This is a genomic window from Thermosipho sp. 1074 (assembly GCF_001999655.1).
GTDB lineage: Bacteria > Thermotogota > Thermotogae > Thermotogales > Fervidobacteriaceae > Thermosipho > Thermosipho affectus.
The window spans coordinates 137,949-158,594 of the sequence record NZ_LBEX01000015.1; the positions used below are offsets into that span (position 1 = coordinate 137,949).

A 20,646-nucleotide genomic window follows, 5' to 3' on the forward strand; every position below is an offset into this window, starting at 1 on the left:
CTTTATGCCCCGTTAATCTGTTACGTATCCATTATCTTCTGCTATCCACAAAATTTCTTTAAAGGTTTTTTCGACATTTTGCTTGGTTACAAAGATATTAATAGCATCCATTAATGCTGTTACGAAAGCCTCAGGAGCAGCAGAACCATGAATAATGGAAGGTGTAATTGCCTTCGTTGAAAAATCATCCATAGACCATTTTAGATAAACATCGTACTTTGATTTATCTGCATCAATTCTTGCTGGGATAGAGCCTTTAATAGGATTGAAAGTATCTTGTGCTTCAACGGATGCGAGTAATTTTATCCATTTAATTGCATTTTCTCTGTGTGGTGCATTTTTTGGAAGACCAAATGTGTCGGAAACGAGCATAAATGCATTTTGAGTGCCCGGAAGTGCAAACCATCCAAAATCCTCACCTGGTTTCCAATTCAATGTTTTAAGATAGCCTTCGGCCCAGTCTCCCATCATATTACAGAAAGCTTTTCCTTCAAAGAGCATCCTTGTGGCGTCTTGCCATGTTAACGCGGAGTGATCTGAGTTTACGTATTTTAGTACGTCTTTAAATATTAACAAGGCTTGTTTTATGTCTGGATCGTTGAATGATGCTTTTCCCTTCCACAAGTTATTGTACTTTTCAGGACCAAGTTGTGATAACATAATACTTTCAAATAAGTGAAGGGACGTCCATTTGTTCTTATCTCCCAATGAGATTCCAACGTATCCCATTTTTTGCGCTTTGTCAAGATATGCCAATAATTCAGGCCAGGTTGTAGGTACTTTTTTCATACCGATTTTTTTGGCAATTTCTTTGTTGTAAAATACAACATTTGCTCTGTGGACATTTACTGGAACAGAATATATTTCTCCTTTGTAGCTTACAATGTCTATTAAATCTTTTGGGAATTTGTCGTATGCGCCTATCTCCTTTAAAATCCAAGTTATTGGTTCCATAAGGCCTGGGATTACATATGTATCTGTAAGCTCCATACCGGCGTGTACTTGGAAAGAATCAGGAGGGTTTTTACCGAGCATTCTTGTTTTAAGAACTGCTTTTGCATTTGTACCAGCGCCCCCTGCAACTGCAGCGTTTATTATTTTTATATCTGGGTAATATTTGTGGAAAAGGTTAAATAAAGCCTGTAACCCTTCAGCTTCTCCTCCGCCTGTCCACCAGCTAAATACTTCTAAGATATTTTCTTGTGAAAATACACTTAAAGATAATAAAATCGATAAAAATAATATAACAAATTTTTTCATACTTCCACCTCCTTTTTAGTGTCTTAAGTTTATTTTAACATTCAGTGTCAAAAAGTAATTCTGGTGTAAAAAGAAGAATTTGTTTAATTTTTGGTATTAATTGAATATAGTTAGTGGTATTTAGTAAAAATAATTTTATGGTAAAATAATGTAAAGGAGGGATATTGTGGCTTTCATATTTTTTAATATTTTTGTGGCGGCGCTAATTGCTACATCTATAGCTCCTTTGATGCCGATATTTCAGGAAAAATTCGGTATCTCCATTTTTTTGTCGTCGTTTATTCCAGTTTTAAATACAATTGGAAGTATTACTTTTTCGTTTGTTTCGTCTTTTTTAATAAATAAAATCGGTATAAAAAGGTTAAATATAATATCTTACGGTTTTGTTTTCTTTTCTTTGGTTTCGTTAGCTTTTTTTAAAAGTTTGGAAATGTCTTTATTTTCATTTTTTTTGCTTGGGGCGGGAAATTCTATTTTATTTACAACTTCTACTACTCTTTTAACACATTTGGAAAATCCAAAATTTGGTTTTCTACATGGTTTTTTCGGACTTGGTGGAATACTTTCGCCTATTATAATTTCAATGTTATTAAGATTTAATATTTCATATCGCTTCTTGTACATATTGTATTCTTTACTTGTTATTTTATTATTTATTTGGAATTTTCTTAAAGAAATCCCCTTTTTACAAAGGGAAACTACAGTAACTAAGACAATTTTTAAACCTATATTTTTGATTTCTATATTATCTTTTTTGGTTTATGCGGGGAGTGAGATAAGTACGGTAACATGGGCATCTAACTTGTTTTTAAGTTTTGGATATTCGAAAGAAAAAGCATCGTTATTTTTGGGTATATTTTGGTTTTTGTTTACGCTATCAAGATTTATGATGGAATTTTTTCTGAAACTATTTAATGAGAGGAAATTGATTTCTTTGTTTTCCGTTTTTTCTGCGCTTTTTCTTTTATTTACATTGTTGTTTAAAATGTACTTTTTCTTTTTCTTGTTTGGATTTTCAATGGGATGTATTTTTCCTCTTATACAGAGAAGGGCAAATATGAGTTTACAAAAAGAAGAAGTAGGTTTTTTAAATGGTGTTACATATGCCACAACGGGTATAGGTTCACTTTTATTTGTTTCATTAATGGGGTATATTTCAAACTATAGTATTAGTAGTATGTTTGTTTTACCTGTTTTTGGTCTTTTAGTTGTTGCTATAATACAGCTTAAAGGGTGATAAAAAGTGAAATTAGCCATAGTTTTTGGAACAAGACCTGAGGTTATAAAGGTAGCAACGGTTTACTTGAAGGCAAAAGAAATGGGAATAGATGTAAAGATGATTGCAACTGCGCAACATAGAGAAATGATGGATATGATGTTAGGTGTTTTTGGGATTTCCCCCGATTATGATATGAACATTATGAAAAAAAATCAATCTTTAAACCATATATCATCGGCTGTGTTTTTAAAGTTAGATGAAATAATACAAAAAGAAAGATTTGACTGGTTATTTGTTCAAGGAGATACCACCACCGCTATGACAAGTGCGCTTTGTGCATTTAATAGAGGGGTAAAGGTAGGTCATATTGAGGCGGGTTTAAGAAGTGGTAATTTAAAGGATCCGTTTCCAGAGGAAATGAATAGGCGTGTGATTGATCAAGTATCTGATTTAATGTTTGCACCTACAAAAATGTCATGTGAAAATTTAAAAAAAGAGGGACATGAGGAGAAAAGAATTGTAATTACGGGTAATACGGTGGTAGATGCACTATTTTACATAAGGGATAAATTTGATCTAAAAGTTATTAGAGAAAGTATAGTAAAAGAAGAGGATTATATTCTTGTGACTCTACATAGAAGAGAAAATTGGGGAGAGAAAATGTCAAACATTTTGAAAGGGATAAAGAGATTTTCAAAGGAAACGGGTAAAAAAATAGTATTTCCCGTGCATTTAAATCCTAAAGTAAGAAAAGTAGTTTTTGAAGAATTGGAAGGTTTTGAAAATGCCTTATTAATAGACCCGGTAAATTACGTTGAATTTTTAAGCCTCTTATCTAGTGCTGCAATTGTTGCATCTGACAGTGGTGGGGTACAAGAAGAGGCACCAAGTTTTGGAAAATTTGTGGTTGTTTGTAGAAATACAACTGAAAGGCCAGAGCTTATAAGAGAAGGTTATGGAATATTGGCAGGGACATCTGAAGAGGGAGTGTATAAAGCGTTGATCAAAGGAATTGAAGAAAAATTAGATGGGAAGAATCCGTTTGGTGACGGAAAGGCATCTGAAAGAATAATATCTTACATTTTGGAGTGAAATTATGAATTTAGAAAGATTTATTTTAAATGGAGAATTTAAAAAAGTTGTAGAATTTTTGGAAAAAGGTGCAAAAAGTGCGAAAGATTTCAATATTTTGGGGGTTGCGTATTATAACCTTGGAAAAAGAAATAAGGCCATTTCAAACTTTAAAAGGGCACTCTATTTGGACCAAAATAACATAGATGCGCTTTTTAATCTTTCTGAAATATACATTCAACTTGGAAAATATGTTAAAGCAAAAGATTACGTGTTAATGCTTTTAAAAATGTATCCTACGTGGGATGTTTACGATATGTTATCGAATATTTATACGTTTGAAGGTTTTTTTGAGAGTGCATATGAGAGTTTAAAGAAAGCAATAGCGATAGCACCTCAAGAAAAAGCACATCTATTGAGAGAAAAGCTTGACTTATTAACGGAAAGAATGGAGAAAGTAAAATTGCAAAAAAAGCTTGCAATAGTGTGTGCGAAGGGATTTGATAATTTTATAGATGATATAGTACATGAATTATCTGATCAATATTGGGTGCAGCGTAGGGTAGTTAAAACTGAAAAAGAAATAAAAGATGCGATTAATTGGGCAGATATTGTATGGCTTGAATGGGCAAATGAAGTTGCTGTTATAGCTACAAATTATCCTGAAATTAAGGGAAAGCGTGTTGTTTTAAGACTTCATGGATATGAGTCGTTGAGAAAAGATTTTCTTTTAAAGATAAATTGGAATAATGTTAATGATTTGATATTTGTTGCGAAAAATGTTATGAAAACGGCTGTGGAAAACCAGCCAATTATACAAACTATTCCGATTCACTTTGTTCCGAATGGGATAAACCTTGAAAAATACAAATACAAAGTACGTGAAAAAGGTTACAACATAGGTTTTCTTGGATTTTTCAACTACAAGAAAAATCCCATATTAGCTGTCCAGATTCTAAAGAAATTGGTGGATAAGGATAAAAAATATAAACTTTATTGGGCGGGTCAGATACAGGATGATAGGATGTGGAGGTATATAAATTACATATTGAAAAAGATGGGTATAATAGAAAATTTTGTCTTTGATGGATGGGTAGACGATACAGACGAATGGTTGGAAGATAAGGATGTGTTTCTTTCAACTAGCATACACGAAGGTTATGGTATAGCGATAATGGAGGCTATGGCCAAAGGTATAAAGCCTGTAATACACAATTTTTACATAGCAGAAGAGTTTTACCCAAAAAAATACTTGTTTAATACAGTAGATGAGGCAGTGGATATGATAACAAATGGTGACTATACTTCAGATGAATATAGAAAGTTTATTAAGAAGTATTCACTTAAAAATCAAATTCAAAAGATAAAATCGATTATACAAGGAATTTAAGCTAAAATACTTTTGATTTTTGCAAGTAGCATCATTTATTGTGAAATTGTGATTATAATAATGATATAATTTATTCCAGGAGGTAAAGGTGTGGAGAAAATTATAATTGTTATTTCGATATTGTTAGTGTCAGTTATTTTGCTTTTTCCAAAAGAAAAAATTCTGGATTTTGACGGTGTTACACTAAGGGTTTTACCGTTTAATGCAATAATCGTGGAAAAAGATCTTTCAGTTGCAAAGAGAATTAAACAATTGTACGAAAAAGAAAAGCTTTTCGTATTTGAGGGAAGTGTTGTATCTTTTCAAAAAAAGGAAAATGAGGCATTTTCTCAAGCAACGAATAAGGCAAGACAAGAACTTTCTGCATTTTTGGGTGCAAAGGTAAGTTCCGATGTGAACTTAAGGGAGAAAGTATCTGGAATAAGGGGAACATTTGGATATTACCAAGATGCAAGTGTTGTAGTTGATAATTTTGTTTCAAGTTCAAAGGTAATTGCAAGATGGAAGATTCCTCAGGGAAAAGGTATGTTTGAGTATCACGTATTAGTGTTTTATGATCCTGAGGCATTTGATACATTTATAAAACAGAGGGAACATGAGATAAATTTGTACTACGTAAAGCTTAATATAGAAAAAAGAAAAGTTACTAAGTTTTTAAAAATAGAGAATTTTGAAAAATTCAGGCAGGAATTTGAAAAGATAAAAAAAATAGGGAGTGCAATAGTAATAGAGATTTTGAATGGTAAAATAATTTCAAGGGAAAAAGATCCTATTTTGCTTTTGATAAAAGATATAGGTTTAGAAGATGGAAAATACAGAATAATTTATCTAAAAAAGGAAAAAGAACTTACGTTGTTTATTTTTAAGGAGGCAAAAATGTGAAGTATCTTTATCCTGCTTTAATAGGTTACTTTTTAGGAGCGATCCCTTTCAGTTTTTTTATTGCAAAAATAAAGGGAATAGATATAAGGAAAACGGGAAGTGGAAATGTAGGAGGTACAAACGTATTGAGGAATGCAGGAGCATTTTACGGTGCACTTGCTTTCTTTTTTGATATATTCAAGGCGTATTTAGCGGTTATTTTGGTTGGAGATTTAGGTTTAAATTCCATGCTAATTGCTGGGGTTATGGCCGTTTTCGGACATTGTTATTCTGTCTTTTTGAAATTTAGAGGTGGCAAAGGTGTGGCAAGTACATTTGGAGTGTTTTTGGCAATTTATCCATGGAGTGGACTTGTATTTTTTGTTTTTTGGCTTTTGATTGTTTCTATAACAAAATACGTTTCTCTTGCGTCTATGGTTGGTTTAACATGTGGTGCGCTTTTTACTTGGATTATGGGAAAAGACTTTTGGCCTATTTTTTTAGCACTTTCCCTCTTTTCCATATTGAGACATAGGGGAAATATTGAAAGATTAATAAAGGGAAATGAAAGAAAAACCGATGTAGTTGGATATTTCTTTGGGAAGGTGAAGAAAAATTGAAGAAAATAATTGTTGTTTTTTTAATCTTAACAGTTTCTTGTTTTGCTATATTAACCGAAGAGCAAAGTAGGCAATTTTTAAGTGAAGCCATAAAGTTATGGGGAAAAGGTGATTTTCAAGCTGCAAGCAAGAAAATGGATGATGCCATTACGGGAAGTATTTCCGCCCGTGAAATTCCATGGTTTTGGTATTTTAAGGCGAAAGTTGATATTTACAATGACCGTGTAGATATTGCTAAAGAAAATTTAGAAACTTTATTGACCTTTACCAATATAGAAGAAATAAGGGATTTGTACAATAAAATAAGCATATTTAACAACCCAGAAAGTGTAGAAATTAATGGGTATGACTTTAAATTTGTTGAAGAGTACATGGGAAAAGAAGGATTAACCGAGTATTTTTACTCACCTGTTGGACTTGCTGTGTACGGAGAGATAATATACTTAATAGATAAAGAAAATAAAAGATTAATTAAGATAAAAAATGGAAGTATAGTAGATATTAAAAAATTAAGTTTTATTCCAAAGAGTATAGCTACGGATAGTTTTGGAAATCTATATATATCATCAAATGATGCTATTTACAAAAATGGTGAACTTTTGTATTCTAATTTAAAAACCCCTGTTATTGCAGGTGTGGATAGAGCAGGAAGGATAATTGTTGTAGATGCAACAAAGATTTACGCGTTTGGAGATAAAAAAACAGAAAAGATGTTACCCATTCCCACCATTACACTGGATTGTGAGATTAACTACGAAAATCTCTATATTTTAGATGCATATTCCGGCAAAATTTTGGTTTATGATTTGTATACATTTGAAAAGAAAGATGAAATACCTTTAAAAGAAAGGATATGGAGTTTTGAAGTTACCCCAGCAGGAAGGATAATATATTTTATTGGCAACAAGATTTACGTAGATGGAAGACAATTTGAAGTTAACTCAACACCGATGTTTATAGAGTATTCTTATCCAAATCTCTTTGTTATTGATTGGAAAGAAGATGTTGTAAAGAGATATCTTTTAAAGGATGATTTACCGGTTTTTGTGAAGGTGAAAGACTTTGAAACTACAGATGCAACTTTAACTTTGAATGTTTCCGTTGAAGATTTTTTTGGGAATGATATATACCTTGCAAGTGAGTTTTTAAATTTATACGAAGAAGATGTAAGGGAATATATTGATATTAATGGAAAAACCATAACAAAAGATGCAACTAATATAGCATCAAAAAATCTTTTAACGGATAGATTCTTAGGAAAGACTTTATATGAAGATAAAAATTGGAAATATACAGGTGGTGCAAAAATAGCTTTTAAAAATAGGGGAAAATACGTGTGGCAATTAACGTATAATTACGCAAAAATCTTTCCTATTCCGCTTGTTAGAGTAGCAGTTAAATTTGAAATGTTCGATAAAAAGTACAGTGATATAGTTATATATACGGAGGAGGTTATTGGTGAGGAAACTTCTAAAGGCGATTGAACTTACTAAGATGGGGAAACTAGATGAAGCAGAAAAGATTTATAAAGAACTTATTAAAGAAAATATACCAGAGGCTTACAATAATTTGGGGAATATATATAGAAAGAAAGGGTTAATTGCAAGGGCTATTGAATACTATCAAAAAGCAATTGAGATAAAACCTGATTTTGCCGAGTGTTATTTTAATCTGGGCTGTGCGTATATGGAGATAGATAACTACTCTATGGCTATATTTAGCATGGAAAAGGCGGAAAAATTGGGATTTAAACAGTTTGATTTGGATGTGCAACTTGCATTATGTTACTTGGCAGTTGGAAATAAGAAGCGGGCAAATCAAAGGATGGAAGATGAAAAGGTGAGGGAAGAAGTATTAAAGTATATCGAGGAGGGGTAAAATGGAAAATTTGCAATTTTATTTGAAACCCTTGTTTGAATATTGGTATTATTCGTTAATTTCCGGTGTGTTTTTACTCTTTGCTGCAAAATTTGTTGAAAAGATAGCCATAGCAGTGTTGGGTTTCTTGCTGGGAATAAATATGATTTTCCCTGTGGTGGTGGAAAAAGTTCCGCAATTAAATGAAGTACTTTCAAATTATTATCAAATTGCCATGATAGTTGTTGGGATTATAACCGCTGCAGTTTTGTACGCGCTGTATAAGTCTATTACCTTTATATTCGGTTTTGGTATAGTGGGAATTTTGGGTTATTACCTTACAGATATTGTTTTAAAGTATTTGAATTTAAATATTAATTTTGATCCAACATATATTGCAATTGGAACAGGTTTGGTTTTTGGGATATTAGGGGGTATAGTTACCTACAAAAAAAGTTCTGAAGTAATTGGTATTCTCTCTGTTTTGATAGGTGCAGGAACTTTGGCAGTTGTAGCAATGAAATTTATTTCCCATGGAGATTTAACTACTCCACTTTATTCTTCTGTTTTCTTGGTGATTTTTTTGTTGTTAGTGGTTATTGGTTTTGTTGTAAATTTCAGAAAGAAAAAAGAGTAAAATTGGAGGTGGACCGTTTTGAAACTTTCTTTTGAATGGTTAAAGGATTTTGTAAAAATAGATAAATCTCCAGAAGAAGTTGCTGAAAGGTTGAGTTTAACGGGTACTAATGTTGAAGAAGTGATAATTCCTTTTGATGTAAGTGGAAAAGTTGTTGTGGGGAAAGTTATCGATGTAGAAAATCACCCTAATGCAGATAGGTTGATTGTGTGTAAAGTTGATGTGGGAACAGAGGTGAAAACTATTGTTACTGGTGATTTAACAGTTTCAAAAGGAAGTATTGTTCCAGTTGCACTTGAGGGGGCAAAGCTTGGTGAAATTACAATAAAACCTAGGAAAATGCGTGGAATTATGTCTGAAGGCATGATGTGTTCCCTTCAAGAATTAGGTCTTGAAGAAAATTCAAGTGGAGTGTATAAGTTTAAAGATGAAGTACCTGTTGGTACCGATGTTATTGAATATTTTGGGCTTAACGATAGGGTACTTGATATAGAGATTACTCCAAATAGGCCAGATTGTCTTAGTGTAAAGGGAATTGCAAGGGAATTATCCGCTATATACGATGTGGATTTGAACCTAAATACAAAGGTTTTTGATGGAGAGGAAGAATGTCCCGTTGAAATTTCCATTGAGAGTGAAGGATGTTTTAGGTACACAGCTAGAGTAATAAGAGGTATAAAAGTAAAAGAGAGTCCTCTGTGGCTACAAAAAAGATTAATTGCATCCGGACTTAGACCAATAAATAATATTGTGGATATTACAAATTATGTAATGATTGAAACGGGACATCCAATTCACGCATTTGATTTGAGAAATACTTCTAAGATAGTGGTTAAAGATGCAAAGGGAGATGAAGAAATATTACTACTCGATGGAAAAAAGTACAAACTTAAAGGTGGAGAGGTACTTATAACAAATGGGGAAAGAATTTTGGCGCTTGGTGGAGTTATGGGCGGAGAAGAATCAGGAGTTAAAGATGATACAACGGATATTTTGCTTGAAGTTGCTATGTTTGATCCTGTAAGAGTGAGAAAAACCTCAAAAGTACATGCAATTATGACAGATTCTTCATATCGTTTTGAAAGGGGAGTTGATCCAAACGATGCAATAGATGTGATAAATAGGTTAACAGAGCTTATTTTAGAGTTATCAGGTGGAATACCTTCAAAGATAAAAGACGTGGTAAGGAGAAAAATTGAAAGAACGAATATCAATTTTGACTTTTCTATGACCAAAAAAGTAATAGGTGTAGATATACCAAAAGAAAAGCAAATAAAGATATTAAACAGATTGGGTTTTGAAGTCAAAGATAATACGGTGTTTGTACCTACGTTTAGGTATTTTGATGTTACACGCCCTATAGACCTTGTTGAGGAAATTTCCAGAATATATGGTATGGAAAATATCGAAGGTGAACCATTTAAGGTGACTGTAAATAGTGCCTCAAGGAATAAAATACAAGAACTCAGGTATATGTTAAAAGAAACGTTGAAGGCAGAAGGTTTTTTAGAAGCCATGAACCTTTCGTTTGTTTCTGATGATTGGAGTATAACGGGATACAAGGTGCAGATATCAAACCCAATTAACGAAGAGTTGAGTGTTATGCGACCTTCTTTGCTCAACGGACTTCTTGAATCACTTTCGTATAACTACAAAAGACAAAACAAAGATGTGAAATTGTTTGAAGTGGGTAGGGTATATATAGAGGAAAATGGGAGACCAAGGGACATAGAAAAGGTGGCTGCAGTTGTTACGGGAAGGCTCAATAAAAGAGATTACACAGACCAACGAAGAGTTGATTTCTATACGTTTAAAGGTATGCTTGAGAACGTGTTGGACGAATTTAATGTTTCTGCAAGCTTTGTACCGTGTGAAATTGAGGGATTTGTACCAACAAGGTGTGCAAGAGTTGTTGTAGATGATAAAGATGTTGGAATAATTGGAATGTTTGATCCAGATTTTATAAATCAACGCTTTGACGTGAAAGACGAAGTGTATGCGTTTGAACTTTCAATTGATTTTATATACGAAAAGTACGTGGAGGTTCCTGCGTACAAAGAAAGTGTACAATTTCCTTCAGTGAGAAGAGATGTATCACTCTTGGTGCCGGATAGCTTTATGCTTGGGAATATATTGGACAGTTTCTTTAAGTACAAATACGTTGAAGAGGTTGGTATTTCGGATATTTATAAAGGAAAAGGTGTTGAAGAAGGATATAAAAGTGTTACGGTGTATTGTGTGTTTAGAGCAAAGGATAGAACTTTGAAGGAAGAAGAAGTGAACAAAATTTGGGATAAACTTAAAAGAGATTTGGTTTATAAATATCCTTTAAAATTGAGATTTGAGGAGGTATGAAATGAGATCGGGATTTGTTGCACTTGCTGGAAAGCCTAATGTAGGTAAATCTTCTATTGTAAACGCCGTTGTGGGTAAAAAAGTACTCATAGTTTCAGACAAGCCACAGACTACGAGAAATAGGATAAATGTGATCCATACAACAAGTGATTATCAAGTAATATTTGTGGATACACCTGGTATCCACAAACCTTTGTACAGATTGGGTGAATACATGGTTAAGGCTGCAGTAAGTGCACTTAAAGGTGTTGACCTTGTTTTAACCGTTGTTGATGCTAAACAGGGAATAAGAAAGCCAGAAGAATTTGTTTTTGATTATGTAAATCAGTCTAATACAAAGACTATTGGGGTTATAAATAAGATAGATCTTGTAGATGGTGAAAGGATAAAATCGTTGAAAAAAAAGATGGAAGATGGATTAAAAAATTGTATTTCTATTATAAAGACTTCCGCTGTCACAGGTGAGGGAATAAAAGAACTTTTAGATTTAATAGTGGATAATCTACCAGAAGGGCCTCAATATTACCCAGAGGATATGATAACGGATAGGCCCCTTTCATTTATGGTTTCCGAGATTGTTAGAGAAAAAATTTTTCATTTGACGTACGAAGAAGTACCACATTCTGTTGCGGTTATTGTCGAAGAAATTAAGGAAAGGGAAAATGGGGTTTTGTACATCAGGGCGAATATTTATGTTGATAGGAAAAGTCAAAAGGGAATTATCATAGGAAACAAGGGGAATATGATAAAGAAAATAGGGCAAAATGCACGGCAAGAGATAGAGTATTTAGTGGGGAATAAGGTATTTCTTGATTTGCATGTGAAAGTAAAAGAAAAATGGAGAGATAAAGATTTTATTATCTTGAACGAGATAGGAATGAAAGATGATTTAAGGGGGTGAGTGCATGAACAATTTTGTGTTTTATAATCCGACAAAACTTGTTTTTGGAAAAAATACTGTTGAAAAAATAGGTGAGTATTTAAAGAAAGATAAAATAAAAAAGGTGTTGTTTTTAGCGGGAGGAGGATCTATAAAGAAAAATGGAGTATATGAAAAAGTTGCAAGGGCTTTATTTGAAAGTTCTATCGAAAAAGTAGAAGTTTGGGGAGTTAGACCTAATCCTGTATTGTCCAAGGTAAAAGAAGCATTAGAGGTGGCAAGAAGGGAAAAGGTAGATGCCATTCTTGCAGTTGGTGGAGGTAGTGTGATTGATAGTGCAAAGGCAGTTGCAGCCGGTGTAAATTATGATGGAGATGTATGGGATTTTTACTCTGGAAAGACCAGGGTAAAAGAAGCAATCCCGTTGTATACAATACTCACCCTTTCTGCTACAGGAACTGAAATGAACGGGAATAGTGTTGTAACTAACGAAGAAACACTTGAAAAATTTTCATTTAGTTCTATACATGTTTATCCAAAGGTATCAATAGTTGATCCAGAGGTACAATACACACTTCCACCTAATCAAACGGTAAATGGCGCAGTAGATGCTATAAGTCATGTTATGGAATACTACTTTGATGGTACGAAAAACACACAGTTGATAGATAGAGTAGATGAAGGGATTATAAAAACATTAGTTGAAACTACTGAAATTTTACTTGAAAATCCAAAAGACTATGAAGCGCGTGCTAATTTTGCACTTTCGACTACTTTAGCACTAAATGGTATATCTGGTATGGGACATAGTGGTGGAGATTGGTCATCACATGCTATAGAGCACGCTTTAAGTGCACTTAATCCAGAAGTTGCACATGGTGCAGGTCTTGCAGTGGTCTTTCCCGCATGGCTTACTTACGTTAAGGATTTGATTTCGGATAAACTGGTGAGGTTTGGAATGGAGATATTTGGAAGAGAAGACGGTATTAGCGCACTTAAGGGATGGTACAAAAAAATTGGTGCTCCCACTACCTTGAGAGAGTTAGGATTTGAAAGAGAAGATATAGATAAGTTGGTGGATATAGCATCAAAGATGACACCTATGGGAAGGTTAAAAAAATTGGTAAAGGAAGATGTAAGGAAGATATTGGAAATTGCATTCTAGTTCCAGCACACGCTGGGACTTTTTTATATGATATAATTATGTTAGCAATTTTTAGAGGGGGTATACGATGAGGGTCTTATACGCACAATCAGGAGGGGTAACAAGTGTAATCAACGCGTCCGCATATGGGGTATTGGACGAGGCACAAAAAGCAGGGCTTGAAGTATATGTGGGAATACACGGTATATCAGGTGTTTTAAGAGAAAATCTATTAAAAATTAATGGAAAGGATATAGAAGGGTTAAAATACACACCTTCTGCGGCTTTTGGGTCATGTAGAAGAAAGTTAAAAACACAAGAAGATATAAATAAACTCTTTGAAATATTTGAAAAGTATGAAATAGAATATTTCTTTTATAACGGTGGTAATGATTCAATGGACACTGCATGGAAGTTGTATACGGAGGCAAAAAAGAGAAATATACCATTAAAGGTCATTGGTGTGCCAAAAACAGTAGACAATGATTTACCGCATACGGATCATTGCCCAGGATATGGTTCTGCGGCAAAGTATATAGCTACTGCCATTATGGAAGCTACACTTGATTTGAGGAGTATGTATGTGGATTCAACTAGGGTATTTGTGATGGAAATTATGGGTAGACACGCAGGGTGGCTTTCTGCTGCGGCAGGGCTTGGGTGGTTAAACGGTATAGGTGCAGATTTAATATTATTTCCTGAAGTGCCATTTAACAAGGAAAAGTTTTTGGAGAGGGTAGATGAGAGTATTAGAAGAAAAGGATATTGTTCAATAGCCGTTTCAGAGGGAATTAAGTATCCAGATGGTTTTTTTGTAGCGGATATGGGTTATACAGATAGTTTTGGTAATAGACAATTAGGTGGTGTGGGGTTTACAATTGCAGGGATGATAAGGTCAGAACTTTCACTTAAGACGCATGTTGCAATACCAGATTATCTACAAAGAAGTGGTAGACATATTGCAAGTAAAACCGATGTAGGTGAAGCAGAAGCAGTTGGAAGACAAGCTGTAAAACTTGCGCTTGATGGAGTATCCGGGGTTATGGTTACAATAAACAGGGTGAGTAATTCACCGTATAAAGTGGAATATGGTACAGTGGAATTAAATAAAGTTGCAGAGGTAACAAAATATCTTCCCGACGACTTTCACACGGATTTTGAAGTGACGGAAAAGTACATAGAATATGCAAAACCATTAATTGAAGGTGAATTGTTCCCAAAATTTAAGGATGGCCTGCCAGTTTATACCATTTTTAAGGAGGTAGAAGAGTAATCTTTTTTGTAGTTTTTTCGATTTTTCAGGTCATTTTTTCATTTTTTTTGTATTTATTGAAAAAGGCAAAATTTTTGCCTTTTTTGATACCTATTTCTTCTATTTCCCTACTTTTTGAAAGATTTGATATTGTACTTTCTGGGTATGGGGGAGTACATTTAATTTTTGATTCAAATTCATTTTATTTTTTGCTTACCAATATCTCTTGTAGTATTATTGTGTCTTATTTTCTCTACCAAAATGGCAATGAGCATGTGTATTTTTTCTTTTCGCTCTTGCATACAATTTTAAATTTACTCTTTATCTCAAATGACTTGTTTAACATATACGTTATACTTGAAACTTCAACTTTGTTAATTACATTACTTATTCTTTCAAGTGAAAAATTTGAGCAAAAGATAACGGCTATTAAATACATCTTTGCAAGTTCACTTGCGATGAGTTTTTATTTAATAGGAATAGGGATGCACTATTATTCAACTGGAAGTTTTGATATTTCAAATGTAGATGGACTTTCCGGGTACTTGATGAAATTTTCACTTCTTGCAAAGGGTGGTTTTTTTCTATTTGGGCTTTGGCTTCCAGAAGTACATTCAAATTCAGAGCCTGAAATTTCCGCAATGCTTTCAAGCGTGTATACACAATCGGTATTATTTCCACTTTTGAGAATAGGCTTAGATGACCTTTTTTTATTTGGAATATTGGCTTTTTTTTACGGAGTGTTTTTTGCCATTATTTCAAAAGATTTTAAAAAAGTTCTTGCTTACAGTTCAATGTCTCAGCTGGGAATAATGATTCTAAATCCTCTTTTTACACCTGTTTATGTGCTTTATCATGGTATATCAAAGAGTATTTTGTTTTTGAGTACAAGGTATGTTAAAAGAGATTTATCCGAAAAAAGGGAAGTTCCCGTTTTCTTGTTTTTGGCTTTATTAATTTCTTTATTATCTATCTCTGGTTTTTCATTTACCGCTTTAGGATATGTTAAATCAAAACTTTTTGTGGAAAATTTTAAATATTTTAAATATATTGTAAGTTTTCTTAGCGCTGTTTATGCGGGGAAAGTTTTAAAGCTAAGGGTTGTATTCTCAAAAAGGCATATACTTTTGTTTTTATTTTCGATTTTTTTGATTTATCCATATTTTAACGTTATTTCATCTCTATTTGTAGTTTTAGGGTTGATATTTGGGTATTTTTTAAGGATTTATTTTGATTTTTCCATTACCACTGAATCCATTTTAACGTTTATGGTATTTTCAATTTCATTTTTTACTTTGCTTGGAGGAAGGTTATGGTAGATTTTATAGCACCATTTTTGATCATATTTTTATCAATTTATGGTCTTTTGTTCAAAAAGCATATAATTTCAAAAATAATAGCGCTTGATGTGTTAAATACGGGAATTGTTTTCTTGTTTGTAGTTATTGCGTCAAAAATTGGAAATGCTCCTCCTTTAAAGGGAAGTGGAAATTACGTAGATCCATTTCCACAAGCGGTTATAATAACATCTATAGTTATTGGGTTTGCCACAATTTCACTGCTTCTTTCAATTACCATGATTGTTGTGGAGAAGAAAAGAAAAAAGGATTTAAATGAAATTGAAAAAGAGTAATGTGGATAACACGTTACTTTTTGTGTATAATTTAAAGTGGAATTATTTCCAAAGGAGGTAGGATTTATGAAAAAATTTATATGTATTCTTTTGATTTTTTCCGTTTTGAATTTTTCAGCAGTTTTAGTTAAAGATGATAAGGTTGTATTTACTTTTAAAGAGGCGGTAGATGCAAAAGTTGTATACCTTGCAGGAACTTTTAATAATTGGTCTTCAAGTTCCATTGCAATGGAAAAAGAGGAGGGTGTATGGAAGATTTCTTTAAAATTAGAGCCCGGTACGTATCAGTATAAATATGTAATTGATGGAAAGAATTGGAAGGAAGACCCAGAAGCACCGGGATATGTAGATGATGGATTTGGAGGGAAAAATGGTATTTTTACTTTAGTTGAAAAGGATGGAAGATTAGTGGTTTTAAAAGGCGAGGAAAAGAAAGAGAATAAAAAAGAGGTAAACAAGAATTTTGACCCAAAAAAGATGTTTGTAGATGATGAAGGATATGTAGTGATACGTTTTGAGTATAAAGATGCAGATTATGTAACGATAGCGGGTAATTTTAATAATTGGAATGCAGAAGAGACCGAATGTTATGAAGTTGACGATGGTGTTTGGGAAGCCGTTTTAGAATTAAGTGAGGGAGATTATCAGTATAAATTTGTGGTAAATGGTACAAATTGGGTTACTGATCCCAATGCACCTGCCTTTGTAGATGACGGATTTGGTGGGAAAAATGGATTTTTCCAGGTTTATAAAAAAGATGGAAAATTAACGGTTGGATTAAAATGAAAAAAGCCTCTCTATTGAGAGGCTTTTTTTTCACCTTTCATTTTATACATGAGATCATCTGCGGTTCTTATTGATTGTTTAAGGGAACCTTCAATATTTGTTATTCCCCATGAAAAAGTTGGTGAAAGTTCCGAGGATTTGTTAAATTCATTGTGAATTTTTTTGATGAGTTTTTCTGCTTCTTTTTTTGTGGAATTTTTTAAGATAATTAAAAATTCATCTCCCCCCATACGTACAAATATATCCGAAGATTTTAAGTTGCTTTTAATTATACTTGAAAGTTTTTTTAGTATTTCATCCCCTTTGTCATGCCCATATGTATCATTTATATATTTAAATTTGTTGAGATCTATAAATATCAATATATCGTTTTTTTCTAGTTTTATATTTCCTAAAAAACCCCTATTACATGCCCCTGTTAGGGGATCAATCAGGCTTCTTGCATATATTACATTTAATTCGTGAATCTTTTCTTTGTATTCTAGTATAATACTTGAGGCAAAGCTTAAAAATAACGATATAATTCCAAATGGTGAAAGCATTCTGAACGGAAGATTAAAGAAAAGTACTATACTGTCAAATATAATTGTTATTGCAAAAAGGCTTGCGAACGTTACGTTTTGCGAGACGTATGACTTTACAATTTTGTACAAGATAAATATACCATTGAGTATTAATATAGGGGATATGAAAATCGTAAGAGTTTTTAATTGTTGGGGTGTGACTGTAAAGAGTGGTAATATACTTGCCAGAATATTTAAGTAGGAGAATCTTTTTGTATTTTTTTGTATTGTTGAAAAATTATATAAATCGATCCCGCGCATTAAAAATGTAAATGAGAGATAAGCACAGGAGATAAATAATTTCCTAAGTGAATAAAAAAAGTGTTCGAAGCTAATAACATCCAATAACCATATAATTGCCAAAAAACTAGAAAACGCAAAATATTTATACGCTTTTTGTCTAGTTATTCCGGTGTTTTTCGAAAGTAAATACAAAAGAAAACCCAATGTTGAAATAAGACCAATTGAAATATTTAAAAAGTTGTCGGTTAGGAACTTCAAAATAGAATATTTCCATATTTCTGATTCGTTTATAAAAAAGAACTTTCCAAGACCTATTGAATAAACTCCTGAAATTTCCAAAGTAAGAACATCTACACCCTTTGGTATAGGTATCAAAAATGGAGTATACCACGTACGTCCAGATTTTCCAAGACCAAATGTAAATATTGGAAAATTGTTGTTTTTAATGGAAAAAGAAGAACCTTCTATGAATGGAAAAAATACGTATTTTGAATTTTTAGGTACGGGTATTTGAAAGGATATAGTTTTAAAGGCCTTTAGTATAATAACTTTTGGTAAAGTTGTATTATTTATTCTAGAAATTTCAATGCCTTTTGGATTGCCAAGAGAATAAAATATGTAAAACAAGGTTAAAAAGATAAGAAGAGTATATAGAAAGTACTTTAAATAAAATTTTATCATTTAAATCCCTCCAAAAGTATTTTAGCATAATTTGACACATTTTTTTAGATGTAATATAATATAAGGTAGAATAACGGGGTGTAGCGCAGTTGGCTAGCGCGCTTGCATGGGGCGCAAGAGGTCGCTGGTTCAAGTCCAGTCACCCCGACCAGTTGGCCGGTTTTACCGGCCATTTTTTAAATATTCAATACTGCAGGTTAAGGGAATTCGGTGAAAATCCGAAGCTGCCCAGCAACCGTAACCGGGGACGAAATCTGCAAGTGCCACTGGGTAAAACCTGGGAAGGCGCAGAAAGTAGGATGATCCGGGAGCCGGGAGACCTACCTGTAGTAAATGATATTTCCCCATTGCTAGGGCAATGTGGGAAAAATTTGTTTTATTTTGGGGGGATAAAGGGTGGTTATTTTAGTAACTGGTGGGGTTAAGTCTGGAAAAAGTAGTTTTGCGCTTGACCTCTCAAGACGTTACAAGAAAAAAGCATTTATTGCAACAGGGGTTCCTTTTGATGAGGAGATGAGAAATAGGATAAACCGTCATAAAAGTGAAAGAAAAGGTTTTGACACCTTTGAAGAACCTGTTGAAGTAGATAAAGTAATTGAAGGTTTAAATGGAAAATATGAATTTGCTATTTTGGATTGTATTACCACGTATCTTGGAAATCTTTACTATTACAAGAAAGATATAGAAAATTATTTAGAAAAATTTTTAAAAAGTATTAAAAAAGTTGATTATACATTGGTTTGTGTAACGAATGAGGTGGGGTGGGGAATAATTCCAGAAAACAAACAAGTAAGAGAATATGTAGAAAGACTAGGACTTTTAAATAAAGATATTGCAAAAATAGCACAAAAAGTCTATTTGATGGTATCGGGGATAGGGGTGGAATTAAAGTGAAGTTAGGAACTACTTCTTGGCTTTTTCCAGGCACTTATCTTGAAAATGTAAAAGTTATAGCAGATAAGGTGGATTTTGTGGAGTTTTTGGTGTTTAGCTGGGATACAAATACAAAGAATATTTTTTTGAACGAAATAGAAGATTTAAAGGAAATAGCAGAAGAATTTAATCTGGAGTATAACGTTCACTTACCAACAGATTGTATTTTTAACGTTGAAAAAGCCTTTTGTTTTTTTGAAAATAGTAGATTGGAAATTTCAAATTACATCGTACATCCGTTAGATGGTATAGAGGTGTTTTTAAAAAAATCTGAGAAGATATTAGTTGAAAATTTGAAAGAAGATATTTTTTTACACGATAGGACAGTTTTTGACATAGGACATCATTTGCTTGGGACAAAGGTTACGGAGAATTTTTTAAAAAATTCAATAGAATACCATGTCATGGGTGTTTCAAATGGGAAAGACCATCTTAAATTGGACAAAGATACTTTGGAAGTAATAAGGAAAAAGTTGAAATATTCACCAAATTTAGAGTATGTGTGTTTTGAAGTATTTGACTTAAGAGATTTTTTGCATTCACTAACTCTTTGGAGGGATAGTTTTGATTTATGATTTTTTACTTTCGTTGGCGTTTATATCTAGGATTCCAATTAAAGTTAGATATTCTGGAAGAAGGATGAAAAACATTCCCGGGTATTTCCCACTTGTGGGATATATTCCCGGGATTATTTTTTTCTTAGGGGGTTATTTTGAAAATTTTTTTGTTAAAATAATTTTCTTAATTTTGGGATATTATTTTTTTGATCTCTTTCATTTTGATGGATTTTTGGATACAATAGATGGCTTTTTGAATCAATCAAATAAGGAGAAACGACTTGAAATAATGTCTAAAGGAGACGTTGGGGCTTTTGCCGTGTTTTTTGGGGCATTGTATATTGTTATATTTTGGAATCTGTATTTTACACTTTCACCAACTTTCTTTTTTTACTCTTCGGTGTTTGGAAGGTATGCTATGGTTTCGTTGATGGCTTTTTCAAAACCTGCCAAAGAAAAAGGACTTGGTGCTATATTTTATCCATTTGAAAGGAAAAATTTAATTTATTCAACCGTGTTTTTAATGCCTTTATTGTTTATCGTAAAATACTTTGTCGTGTCGTTTTTTATTACTTTTTTATTTTCCTATTTTATGAGCATTATATCTAAAAAAAAGATAGGTGGTATTACAGGGGATGTTTTGGGGGCAACTTGTATTATAACAAGTGAGTTACTCTTAGTGATTTTGGGGGTGATATAGTGGT

Annotated in this window: 20 protein-coding genes, 1 tRNA gene and 1 riboswitch; of the genes, 19 read left to right on the plus strand and 2 right to left on the minus strand. The window is 32.9% G+C overall.

The genetic code is table 11. From position 1 onward, the window contains the following. Positions 1-12 precede the first annotated feature (12 nt). A complete protein-coding gene (locus tag XO08_RS04860) occupies positions 13-1,260 on the minus strand; it encodes an ABC transporter substrate-binding protein (RefSeq protein ID WP_077287435.1) in 1,248 nt (415 codons plus the stop codon). Between the two features lie 166 nt (positions 1,261-1,426). On the opposite strand from XO08_RS04860, the gene XO08_RS04865 reads away from it, so the two are divergent. From XO08_RS04865 to XO08_RS04935, 15 genes are all read left to right on the plus strand, one after another. Next, positions 1,427-2,497, plus strand: coding sequence for a sugar MFS transporter (locus XO08_RS04865; RefSeq protein ID WP_075665909.1), 1,071 nt, complete (start codon positions 1,427-1,429; stop codon positions 2,495-2,497). Positions 2,498-2,503: 6 nt separating this feature from the next. Continuing rightward, entirely contained in the window at positions 2,504-3,571 is a 1,068-nt protein-coding gene (wecB, locus tag XO08_RS04870) for a non-hydrolyzing UDP-N-acetylglucosamine 2-epimerase (protein WP_075665910.1), read from the plus strand. 4 nt (positions 3,572-3,575) lie between these two features. Continuing rightward, positions 3,576-4,940 (plus strand): glycosyltransferase family 4 protein, encoded by a 1,365-nt coding sequence (locus XO08_RS04875; protein WP_075665911.1) that lies wholly within the window; start codon positions 3,576-3,578, stop codon positions 4,938-4,940. Between the two features lie 90 nt (positions 4,941-5,030). After that, positions 5,031-5,822, plus strand: a complete 792-nt coding sequence (locus tag XO08_RS04880) for a hypothetical protein (protein WP_077287437.1) — start codon at positions 5,031-5,033, stop codon at positions 5,820-5,822. Next, on the plus strand, positions 5,819-6,421 hold the full coding sequence (gene plsY, locus XO08_RS04885; RefSeq protein ID WP_077287439.1) for a glycerol-3-phosphate 1-O-acyltransferase PlsY: 603 nt from the start codon (positions 5,819-5,821) through the stop codon (positions 6,419-6,421). The genes XO08_RS04880 and plsY overlap by 4 nt, the downstream gene beginning before the upstream one ends. Further along, the gene (locus tag XO08_RS04890) at positions 6,418-7,905 is read left to right on the plus strand and encodes a hypothetical protein (protein ID WP_077287441.1); all 1,488 of its coding nucleotides are present in this window, start codon (positions 6,418-6,420) and stop codon (positions 7,903-7,905) included. The genes plsY and XO08_RS04890 overlap by 4 nt, the downstream gene beginning before the upstream one ends. Beyond that, positions 7,880-8,299 carry a tetratricopeptide repeat protein gene (locus XO08_RS04895; RefSeq protein ID WP_077287443.1) on the plus strand — a complete coding sequence of 140 codons (420 nt, stop codon included), beginning with the start codon at positions 7,880-7,882 and terminating at the stop codon, positions 8,297-8,299. Before XO08_RS04890 ends, XO08_RS04895 begins: the two co-directional genes overlap by 26 nt. Position 8,300: 1 nt before the next feature. Then, positions 8,301-8,915: a hypothetical protein gene (locus XO08_RS04900; RefSeq protein ID WP_077287445.1), complete on the plus strand. Its 615-nt coding sequence runs from the start codon at positions 8,301-8,303 to the stop codon at positions 8,913-8,915. A gap of 18 nt (positions 8,916-8,933) precedes the next feature. Next, on the plus strand, positions 8,934-11,270 hold the full coding sequence (pheT, locus tag XO08_RS04905; RefSeq protein ID WP_077287447.1) for a phenylalanine--tRNA ligase subunit beta: 2,337 nt from the start codon (positions 8,934-8,936) through the stop codon (positions 11,268-11,270). Position 11,271: 1 nt separating this feature from the next. Further along, positions 11,272-12,171 carry a GTPase Era gene (gene era / locus XO08_RS04910; RefSeq protein WP_077287449.1) on the plus strand — a complete coding sequence of 300 codons (900 nt, stop codon included), beginning with the start codon at positions 11,272-11,274 and terminating at the stop codon, positions 12,169-12,171. A gap of 4 nt (positions 12,172-12,175) precedes the next feature. After that, positions 12,176-13,315: an iron-containing alcohol dehydrogenase gene (locus XO08_RS04915; RefSeq protein WP_077287451.1), complete on the plus strand. Its 1,140-nt coding sequence runs from the start codon at positions 12,176-12,178 to the stop codon at positions 13,313-13,315. Between the two features lie 67 nt (positions 13,316-13,382). After that, positions 13,383-14,567, plus strand: a complete 1,185-nt coding sequence (locus tag XO08_RS04920; protein WP_077287453.1) for a 6-phosphofructokinase — start codon at positions 13,383-13,385, stop codon at positions 14,565-14,567. Between the two features lie 74 nt (positions 14,568-14,641). Continuing rightward, a complete protein-coding gene (locus XO08_RS04925) occupies positions 14,642-15,865 on the plus strand; it encodes a proton-conducting transporter membrane subunit (protein WP_233120230.1) in 1,224 nt (407 codons plus the stop codon). Next, complete coding sequence (locus XO08_RS04930; RefSeq protein ID WP_075665921.1) at positions 15,859-16,179, plus strand: sodium:proton antiporter; 321 nt, start codon at positions 15,859-15,861, stop codon at positions 16,177-16,179. Before XO08_RS04925 ends, XO08_RS04930 begins: the two co-directional genes overlap by 7 nt. A gap of 66 nt (positions 16,180-16,245) precedes the next feature. Continuing rightward, positions 16,246-16,965 carry an isoamylase gene (locus tag XO08_RS04935; RefSeq protein ID WP_077287455.1) on the plus strand — a complete coding sequence of 240 codons (720 nt, stop codon included), beginning with the start codon at positions 16,246-16,248 and terminating at the stop codon, positions 16,963-16,965. Between the two features lie 11 nt (positions 16,966-16,976). Here XO08_RS04935 and XO08_RS04940 read toward each other — a convergent pair whose 3' ends face one another. Beyond that, on the minus strand, positions 16,977-18,452 hold the full coding sequence (locus XO08_RS04940) for a GGDEF domain-containing protein (RefSeq protein WP_077287457.1): 1,476 nt from the start codon (positions 18,450-18,452) through the stop codon (positions 16,977-16,979). A 74-nt stretch (positions 18,453-18,526) separates the two neighbouring features. On the opposite strand from XO08_RS04940, the gene XO08_RS04945 reads away from it, so the two are divergent. The 4 genes from XO08_RS04945 to XO08_RS04960 all read left to right on the plus strand — a co-directional run bounded on the left by XO08_RS04945 (position 18,527) and on the right by XO08_RS04960 (position 20,642). Further along, positions 18,527-18,603: transfer RNA gene (locus tag XO08_RS04945), tRNA-Pro, on the plus strand. A gap of 26 nt (positions 18,604-18,629) precedes the next feature. After that, a riboswitch (cobalamin riboswitch) is annotated at positions 18,630-18,795 on the plus strand. Between the two features lie 53 nt (positions 18,796-18,848). Next, positions 18,849-19,346: a bifunctional adenosylcobinamide kinase/adenosylcobinamide-phosphate guanylyltransferase gene (locus XO08_RS04950; protein WP_077287459.1), complete on the plus strand. Its 498-nt coding sequence runs from the start codon at positions 18,849-18,851 to the stop codon at positions 19,344-19,346. Continuing rightward, the gene (cbiR, locus tag XO08_RS04955; RefSeq protein WP_075665925.1) at positions 19,343-19,960 is read left to right on the plus strand and encodes a cobamide remodeling phosphodiesterase CbiR; all 618 of its coding nucleotides are present in this window, start codon (positions 19,343-19,345) and stop codon (positions 19,958-19,960) included. Before XO08_RS04950 ends, cbiR begins: the two co-directional genes overlap by 4 nt. Then, positions 19,950-20,642 carry an adenosylcobinamide-GDP ribazoletransferase gene (locus XO08_RS04960; RefSeq protein WP_075665926.1) on the plus strand — a complete coding sequence of 231 codons (693 nt, stop codon included), beginning with the start codon at positions 19,950-19,952 and terminating at the stop codon, positions 20,640-20,642. The genes cbiR and XO08_RS04960 overlap by 11 nt, the downstream gene beginning before the upstream one ends. The last annotated feature ends 4 nt before the right edge of the window (positions 20,643-20,646 follow it).

What these genes read in the sequence shown, in the direction of transcription:
- XO08_RS04860 (WP_077287435.1), bottom strand. Translation starts at nt 1,260, where the DNA reads ATGAAAAAATTTGTTATATTATTTTTATCGATTTTATTATCTTTAAGT.
- XO08_RS04875 (WP_075665911.1), top strand. Translation starts at nt 3,576, where the DNA reads ATGAATTTAGAAAGATTTATTTTAAATGGAGAATTTAAAAAAGTTGTA.
- XO08_RS04900 (WP_077287445.1), top strand. Translation starts at nt 8,301, where the DNA reads ATGGAAAATTTGCAATTTTATTTGAAACCCTTGTTTGAATATTGGTAT.
- era (WP_077287449.1), top strand. Translation starts at nt 11,272, where the DNA reads ATGAGATCGGGATTTGTTGCACTTGCTGGAAAGCCTAATGTAGGTAAA.
- XO08_RS04915 (WP_077287451.1), top strand. Translation starts at nt 12,176, where the DNA reads ATGAACAATTTTGTGTTTTATAATCCGACAAAACTTGTTTTTGGAAAA.
- XO08_RS04920 (WP_077287453.1), top strand. Translation starts at nt 13,383, where the DNA reads ATGAGGGTCTTATACGCACAATCAGGAGGGGTAACAAGTGTAATCAAC.
- XO08_RS04930 (WP_075665921.1), top strand. Translation starts at nt 15,859, where the DNA reads ATGGTAGATTTTATAGCACCATTTTTGATCATATTTTTATCAATTTAT.
- XO08_RS04935 (WP_077287455.1), top strand. Translation starts at nt 16,246, where the DNA reads ATGAAAAAATTTATATGTATTCTTTTGATTTTTTCCGTTTTGAATTTT.
- XO08_RS04940 (WP_077287457.1), bottom strand. Translation starts at nt 18,452, where the DNA reads ATGATAAAATTTTATTTAAAGTACTTTCTATATACTCTTCTTATCTTT.